This is a genomic window from Mesorhizobium sp. M1A.F.Ca.IN.020.03.2.1 (assembly GCF_004023205.1).
Lineage (GTDB): Bacteria > Pseudomonadota > Alphaproteobacteria > Rhizobiales > Rhizobiaceae > Mesorhizobium.
Map to the genome: position 1 here is coordinate 1 of NZ_RZSV01000269.1, position 6,764 is coordinate 6,764.

Annotated in this window: 4 protein-coding genes, 1 tRNA gene and 2 pseudogenes; 5 read left to right on the top strand and 2 right to left on the bottom strand. The window is 65.7% G+C overall.

Going from position 1 to position 6,764, the window contains the following annotated elements:
• The 4 genes and pseudogenes from sucC to EOA79_RS27835 form a co-directional block, all read left to right on the top strand.
• Window positions 1-605 (top strand): annotated as a pseudogene (gene sucC / locus EOA79_RS27820) (succinate--CoA ligase subunit beta); the annotation flags it as partial.
• A 13-nt stretch (window positions 606-618) separates the two neighbouring features.
• Entirely contained in the window at window positions 619-1,518 is a 900-nt protein-coding gene (gene sucD, locus EOA79_RS27825; RefSeq protein ID WP_067001220.1) for a succinate--CoA ligase subunit alpha, read from the top strand.
• 88 nt (window positions 1,519-1,606) lie between these two features.
• Window positions 1,607-2,575, top strand: coding sequence for a D-glycerate dehydrogenase (locus EOA79_RS27830; protein WP_095826192.1), 969 nt, complete (start codon window positions 1,607-1,609; stop codon window positions 2,573-2,575).
• Between the two features lie 66 nt (window positions 2,576-2,641).
• On the top strand, window positions 2,642-5,326 hold the full coding sequence (locus EOA79_RS27835; RefSeq protein WP_095826193.1) for a phosphoenolpyruvate carboxylase: 2,685 nt from the start codon (window positions 2,642-2,644) through the stop codon (window positions 5,324-5,326).
• A gap of 145 nt (window positions 5,327-5,471) precedes the next feature.
• On the opposite strand, the gene EOA79_RS27840 is transcribed toward EOA79_RS27835, so the two are convergent.
• Window positions 5,472-5,556, bottom strand: a tRNA-Leu gene (locus EOA79_RS27840).
• A 240-nt stretch (window positions 5,557-5,796) separates the two neighbouring features.
• Between EOA79_RS27840 and lipB the strand changes: the two genes are divergently transcribed.
• Complete coding sequence (gene lipB / locus EOA79_RS27845) at window positions 5,797-6,540, top strand: lipoyl(octanoyl) transferase LipB (protein ID WP_095780840.1); 744 nt, start codon at window positions 5,797-5,799, stop codon at window positions 6,538-6,540.
• Between the two features lie 10 nt (window positions 6,541-6,550).
• Here the strand turns inward: lipB and EOA79_RS27850 are convergent.
• A pseudogene (locus EOA79_RS27850) lies at window positions 6,551-6,764 on the bottom strand (site-2 protease family protein); the annotation flags it as partial.

Here is a 6,764-nt window from a genome sequence, read left to right on the forward strand (position 1 = left end):
TGCTGGAGATCAATCCGCTGGTGGTGACCCGCGACGGCAGCCTCGTCGCGCTCGACGCCAAGATGTCGTTCGACGAGAACGCGCTGTTCCGCCGCCCGGAAATCTCGGAACTGCGCGACAAGAGCCAGGAAGACCCGCGCGAGACTTTTGCGAGCGATCGCGGTCTCTCCTATGTCGGGCTGGACGGCAATATCGGCTGCATCATCAACGGCGCAGGCCTCGCCATGGCGACGATGGACATGATCAAGATCGCCGGCGGCGAGCCCGCCAATTTCCTCGACATCGGCGGCGGCGCCTCGCCCGAGCGGGTGGCGAAATCCTTCCGCGCCGTGCTCGGCGACAAGAATGTCGAGACCATCCTGGTCAACATCTTCGCCGGCATCAACCGCTGCGACTGGGTCGCCGAAGGCGTCATCAAGGCGATCCGCGAGGTCGGCGTCGACGTGCCGCTGGTGGTGCGCCTCTCCGGCACCAAGGTCGAGGAAGGACGCAAGATCCTGGCCGACTCCGGCGAGGCGGTGATCGTCGCCCACACGCTGGCCGAAGCCGCCGAAAAGGCCGTCGCCGCCTGGCGCGAAGCCACCAAGAACAAGAAAGCAGCCTGAGGGAGGTCGAGAAATGGCAATCCTGCTCAACCGCAGCACGCGCGTCATTGTCCAGGGTTTCACCGGCAAGATCGGTAGCTTCCACGCCGACGACATGAAGCGCTACGGCACCAAGCTGGTCGGCGGCGTCACCCCTGGGAAAGGCGGCCAGACGCATCTCGGCCTGCCCGTCTTCAACACCGTCAAGGGCGCTGTACGCGAGACCCGGGCCGAGGCGAGCATCGTCTTCGTGCCGCCGCCCTTCGCCGCCGATTCGATCATGGAGGCGGCGGACGCCGGCATTAAGCTTTGCGTCTGCATCACCGACGGCATCCCCTCCCAGGACATGATGCAGGTGAAGCGCTACATGCGCCGCTACCGCTTCGAGGACCGCATGCGGCTCGTCGGCCCGAACTGCGCCGGCGTCATCACGCCCGGACAGGCGCTGATGGGCATCATGCCCGGCAGCATTTATCTCCCCGGACGCGTCGGCATCGTCGGGCGCTCGGGCACGCTGGGCTACGAGGCCGCCTCGCAGATGAAGGCGTTGGGCATCGGTGTGTCGACCAGCGTCGGCATCGGCGGCGATCCGATCAATGGTTCGTCCTTCAAGGATATCCTTCAGCTCTTCGAGCGCGACGAGGACACCGACGCCGTGGTGATGATCGGCGAGATCGGCGGACCACAGGAAGCCGAAGCCGCGATCTGGGCGCGCGACAACATGCGAAAGCCGCTGATCGCCTACATCGCCGGACTTTCGGCGCCGAAGGGCCGCCGCATGGGCCATGCCGGCGCCATCATCTCCGCCTTCGGCGAATCGGCGCAGGAAAAGGTCGAGATCCTGAAAGACGCCGGCGTCGTCATCGTGCCCACGCCTGCCTCCTTCGGCGAGGTCGTGGCCGACACGCTGGCGCGGACCAAGAAGGCGGCGTGACGGCCGGGCGACGGCCGCATAGTCCACAAAATGTGAAGTCTGGGCCGCCGTAAACGCCGCGGCGGCCCGTCGATCAGCAGGAAACTCGATGAAACCGCGTTTGATTGTCACCCGCAGATGGCCGGCCGCCGTCGAAGCGATCCTCGCCGAGCGCTTCGACACGACGTTCAACCCCAGCGATACGCCGCTGAGCCCTGCCGCGATGACTTCCGCCTTCGCGCATTTCGACGCGATCCTGGCGACGGTCAGCGACCGCTTGCCGGTTGCGGTGTTTCCCGAGAACGCCGCCCGCACCCGCATCATCGCCAATTTCGGCGTCGGCTTCAGCCATATCGATGTCGCGGCAGCCCGCGACCGCGACATCGTGGTGACCAACACGCCTGGCGTGCTGACGGATTGCACCGCCGACCTTGCGCTTAGCCTGATGCTGGCCGTCGCGCGCCGCACCGGCGAAGGCGAGCGGCAGCTGCGAGCCGGAGAGTGGCGAGGCTGGTCGCCGACCCACATGGCCGGGGCAAAAGTGTCGGGCAAGACCTTGGGTATTGTCGGCATGGGGCGCATCGGCAAAGCGACGGCCAGACGCGCGCATTTCGGCTTCGGCATGAAGATCGTATTCTTCAACCGGTCGCCGGTCGATGATGACGAGACGCGCGCTATGGGCGCGGAGCAGTTGCCGACTTTGGACGATGTGCTTACGGCATCCGATTTCGTCTCGCTGCACTGTCCGGGCGGCGTGGAAAACCGCCATCTCATCGATGCTCGAAGCCTGGGGTTGATGAAACGCGGCGCCTTCCTGATCAACACCGCGCGCGGCGACGTCGCCGACCAGGATGCCCTGATCGGTGCACTGCAACGGCGCGAGATCGCAGGTGCAGGTCTCGACGTCTTTGCCGACGAGCCCGCCGTTCCGGAAGCGCTGAAGCAGTTGGAGAACGTCGTGCTGTTGCCGCATCTCGGCAGCGCGACCGAGGAAACGCGGGTGGCGATGGGCATGAAGGTGGTGGAGAACCTGACCGCCTTCTTCGAAGGCCGCCCCGTCCCCGATCGGGTCGCCTGACAGCCGGCGCCGCCCTCCATTCAAGGCGCTGCTGCAGTTGCAATCGATGCAGCCGAGGAAAGCGGTTTGGAACAGAGCAGACGCATCAAATTTCGCGAGGACGAGCGCAGCCTCCTGTTGCGCCTGCTGCTTCAGGTCGCAAGCGCTCGTGAGCCCGAGGTCGCCGCCGTACTGAGCGGGCGTCGGTCGCTTGTCTCGCTTGCCGCGGAACAACGCATCCCGGCGCTTCAGGCGAGCGGCGTGTGGTTCCAGTTGTTGACGATTGCCGACGAGTTGCTTGCCATGCGGGCGCGGCGCGAACTCGAACAAGGCGCGGGCGCCGACGAGGTGACCGGGTCCTTCGCCAGTGTGGTCGCGCAGATGGCGGCGAACGGCCGCTCGGCGGGGGAAGTCCAGGCCACGCTCGATGAGCTATGTGTCGGGCCGACCATGACCGCGCACCCCACGGAGGCCAAGCGCGTCACGGTGCTGGAGATCCATCGCCGCATCTATCGCAAGTTGACCGAGCTCGACCAGCCGCGCTGGGCGCCGCGCGAACGCGACCTGTTGGTCGCCGATCTGGAAAGCGAGATCGAGCTTCTGTGGATGACGGGCGAGCTGCGACTTGAGCGCCCGACGGTCGAGGGCGAAATCGCCTGGGGCCTGCACTTCTTTCGCGAAGTCATCTTCGAGGCAACGCCGCAGCTCTACGGCAAGCTTCAAGGCGCGTTCGAGCGTCACTATCCGGGAGAGCCGATCAGAATCCCCTCCTTCATGCGCTATGCCTCGTGGATCGGCGGCGACCGCGACGGCAATCCAAATGTGACGGCCGCAGTCACCGCTCATGCCCTGGCCGAATACCGCAATACCGCCATAAGCTGGTATCTGACGCAGGTGCAGCGGCTGGTGACGGTGCTCAGCGCCAGCTCCAACGTCATCGACCTGCCGCCGAGCTTCAAGCCGGTGCTGCAAGCCGCGCTTGACAAAAGCGGGCAGGCGCAAGCGATTGCCGCCCGCAACCCCGATGAACCGCTTCGCCAATTCGCTTCGGCCATGCTTGCCCGGCTGGCGGCGACGCGCGACGGCGGCACGGCGGCATATCTCTCGGCGGAGGCGTTTCGTGCCGATCTCAACGCACTGTCTTCCGTTCTCGAAGCGATCGGTGGGCGCGCGGTCGCCAGGCGCTTCGTCCAGCCTCTCATCTCGCAAGCCGGAAGCTTCGGCTTCCGTACGGTCTCGCTCGACATCCGGCAGAACTCCACGGTCGTCAACCGGGCGCTGGCCGAGCTGCTTGCGCTGATAGATCCCGCGGACCCGGTCGCACCCGGCACGCCGCGATGGTCGGCGCACCTCCGCTCAAGCCTCAGCCAGGGCGAGCAACCGGAGATCGACGCAGGCCGGCTCTCGCCTGAGGCGGCCGAACTGCTTTCGACATTCTCTGTCATCGCCAGGCACAATTCGGGCGCGGATACCGACACCGTTGGCTCGTTCGTGCTAAGCATGACCCGCTCGGCCGACGACCTGCTCGCGGTCTATCTGCTGGCGCAATATTGCGGACTTTCGACCGCCCCTGGTAGTAGCGGCACGATCAGGCTGCGCATCGTGCCATTGTTCGAGACCATCGCCGATCTGCAGGCCGCTCCTGCCGTCCTGAATAATTTGCTCGGTGTTTCGCTGGTGCGGCGGACTGTGCGCGATTTTGGCGCGCGCCAGGAAATCATGCTTGGCTATTCGGATTCCAACAAGGACGGCGGCTTCCTCGCCTCCAATTGGGAACTGGCGAAAGCACAAAAGCGCCTTGCCGCGATCGGGCGCAAGCACAAGGTCAGGATCAGTTTCTTTCACGGTCGCGGCGGCTCCGTCAGCCGTGGCGGCGCGCCGACCGGCCGGGCGATCGCGGCGCAGCCGGCGGGCACTGTCGCCGGCAGGATGCGGGTAACCGAGCAGGGCGAGGTCGTTTCTTCGAAATTCGCCAATCGCGGCACCGGCCTCAACCAGCTCGAGGTTCTCGCCGCCGGCGTTCTGGCCCACAGTGTCGGATCGCCCGCTGATGTCGGGCCGAAGGAAACGCCGGAGTTCGACGAAGCGCTCGAGGCTCTGGCGGGCATGTCGCAGGCATCCTATGCCCGGTTGATGGCCGAGCCCGGCTTCCTCGATTATTTCAACCAGGCGAGCCCCGTTGCGGAACTGGCGCTGCTGAAGATGGGCTCACGGCCGGATCGCCGTTTCGGCGCCAGCGGCATTGCCGACCTGCGCGCCATTCCATGGGTGTTCGCCTGGAGCCAGAACCGTCATCTGTTGACCGGCTGGTATGGCATCGGCAGCGCGCTGAACGCCTTTGTCACGGTGCGCGGCGAGGCCGGGCGCGAGCTTCTGGCCCGCATGTTCGAGCGCTCGCGCTTCTTCCGTCTGATCGTCGACGAGGCCGAGAAGACGCTCTACCAGTCCGACATGGAGATCGCGCAGCTCTACGCCGGCCTGGTAGCCGACGCCGATGCAGCTTGGCGAATCTACGGCCGCATCGGAGCCGAATACGAGCTGACGCGACGCCTGATCGGTGACCTCACCGGCGGCGATCTTTCCGCGCGCTTTCCGATGTTCAAGCGGCGTTTCGACAATCTGGGGCGACAGATGGACGACATCCACCGCCTGCAGGTCGATCTGCTGCGCGAGGTTCGGACCAGTCCCGGCACGGCGGATCGAAGGCGGACGACCGACGCCCTGCTCGTCTCGATCAATTGCATCTCGGCCGGCCTCGGCTGGACGGGATAGGCCCGGTTTTTTTCAGAACGGAAGGGCTTGAAACCCAAAGCGGCGGCGCGGTCCGCAGGATCTGGCGCCGCTTTTGTTTTGGCCCGCAGAACGTCGGACGCGCCGCCTCACGGGCTCATCCAAGCAGTGCCTTTTTGGGGGAGAATGGTGCGGTCGAGAAGACTCGAACTTCCACGGGTTGCCCCACAGCGACCTCAACGCTGCGCGTCTACCAATTCCGCCACGACCGCACGTGGTAGGAGCCGGAACCGTCCGGCCCGGGGCCTGTAGCAAATCGTTTCCGGCGAAACAAGGGTGCCGTGCGGAATATTCGCTAATGCATGTCGCCCAAAAGTGCGTGGCGGTTTTTGGGAGAACGACATGCTCAGACAAAGCTCCTGGCGCAATGCTCCACAGCCTGGACACGGGCCGGGCGAAACTGGACGTTTCAGCCAATTGCCGCCATATGAGGGGAGCATCGAGAAAGTTCCATGACAGAACGCAGCCAGATCGCCACGTCGTTCCTGCCCCTTCCCGGTTCGGCGCCGGTCGAGTGGGTGATCGAGCCCGGCCTGACGTCTTATCCCGACGCGCTCGCCTTCATGGAATCGCGCGCCGAGGCCATCCGCAATGGCGCTGCCGGCGAGATGGTCTGGCTGGTCGAGCATCCGCCGCTCTACACCGCCGGCACCAGCGCCCGTATCGAGGACCTCATCGACCCTGACCGCTTTCCGGTCTTTGCCGCGGGACGCGGCGGCGAATACACCTATCACGGCCCCGGCCAGCGCGTCGCCTATGTCATGCTCGACTTGAAGCGCCGGCGCGAGGATGTTCGCGCCTTCGTTGCCGCGCTGGAAGAGTGGATCATCGGCACGCTTGCAGCCTTCAACGTGCGCGGCGAGCGCCGCGAGGATCGCGTCGGCGTCTGGGTGGTGCGGCCGGATCGGCCTGCCCTGCCTGACGGCACGCCCGCCGAGGACAAGATCGCCGCAATCGGCATCAGGCTCAGGCGCTGGGTGAGCTTTCACGGCATTGCCATCAATGTCGAGCCGGAGCTTTCCCACTTCGGCGGCATCGTGCCCTGCGGCGTTTCGGACCATGGCGTGACCAGCCTCGTCGATCTCGGCCTTCCGGTCACCATGGCCGATCTCGATCTCGCGCTGAAATCCGCCTTCGAGGACGTGTTCGGGCCTGCCGCGGCCCCGGTCGCCGAGCCGGCCCGAAAGGCAGGGTAATCCGGCGCGGCTACATCAGTTGCGCGGAGGCCCAGAGCACGCCATAGCCGTGAATGGAAAAGACCGCCAGCAGCGCGCCGGCCATGGCCAGGCGATCGAAGGCGTGGATCGACTTCAGCTCGTGACGCGGTTTCACGCCGCTGCCGACCGTGAGCAGGCTGAGGACCGAGAACACCGCGCCGGCGACGAGCAGGAAGCTGGGCGAGAAGCCGGCGCGCCAGCCG